General features: G+C 57.1%; 1 protein-coding gene. It reads left to right on the top strand.

The genetic code is table 11. The annotated features are described in order from the left end of the window. Positions 1 to 563 precede the first annotated feature (563 nt). The coding region (locus LKK83_RS30650) for a hypothetical protein (RefSeq protein ID WP_324635258.1) at positions 564 to 1,049 on the top strand (486 nt) is incomplete at its 3' end.

The following is a 1,049-nucleotide window of genomic DNA, read 5'->3' as shown; positions in this document are numbered from 1 at the left end:
CCCCGCGTGTGTGTGGGTGGGGGTCCCCGCGTGTGTGTGGGTGGGGGTCCCCGCGTGTGTGTGGGTGGGGGTCCCCGTGCGGCTTTGGGGGCGTTGGCCTTGGCCGTGGCCTTGGCCGTTTTTTCGCTCCCCGGTGCCTTGGGTTTTTTGTGGGTGGGGGTGTGGGTCCTGTTGCTGGGCCTATCGGGTGGCGCCTTTGCCTTTCGGTCCCGTCCGTGCCGTTCCCTTTTCCCCTTTCCCTTTCTTCCCTCGGTTTCCGCCTTTCCGGGCGTTGGCGGTTGCCTTGGTGCCGGTGGTGGGTTGCTCGGTTGCTGCCTGGTCCCCTTGGCCTGCCCGGTGGGTCCTCGGTTTCCTCGGCTCTCGCCTTTCCTCCCCTCCTTTCCTGTTTTTATTATAGCACGGGGTCAGGCTTTTGTGGGGGTTTTTTGGGTTTTTTTTGGTTTTTTTTGTGTTTTTTTGGTTTTTGGTGTTGACTTTTTCGTCATCTTTTTTTCTGTTGCTTTTTCTGTTGCTTTTTTGCCCGACCCCGTGCTATAATAAAGGAGTCGAGTTAAGGATGTACTATGTCCAGTGAGATTATTCGCTTGCCGATAGAAGCACATGAGGCGATCGCCAGGAGTTCGGCAGTGGGATTTTCCGGGTCGCGGCGATCGCCGGATGCGATCGCTGCTGATAATATTTCCGCGGCGATTGCTGCTGTACCAGCTGATGTACCGATTTCAGTGGGTTGCCAGCGCGGGGTCGATGCGTTTGTGCGTGCGGCTTGTGCGCGTGCAAAAGTATTTAGCGTGTCGGATTTTAATATTTTGGGCCGCGGAGCGTATGCGGCGCGGTCAATTGCTTGCGTTCGGTCAGTTAAGGTTCCCGATGGCTTGTGGATTTCGTTTCCGGCTTCCGATTGTCCAGCCGATTTAAAGCCGTCAAGTTCTAGCTCTCGTTGCTTTTCCGGGAAAGGATCTGGCACTTGGGCCTCGCTTGCTTTTGCGGTTGGATTGGGGGTGGAATCGCTGCTGTGGTTGCCCCACGGCATCTCACCGCCGCCGTGGGGG

Origin of the sequence: Phormidium sp. CCY1219 (assembly GCF_035615515.1) — a bacterium.
GTDB lineage: Bacteria > Cyanobacteriota > Cyanobacteriia > Cyanobacteriales > Laspinemataceae > CCY1219.
The sequence above is the reverse complement of the archived record's forward strand: the minus strand, read 5'-3'. Positions and strand labels throughout refer to the sequence as shown.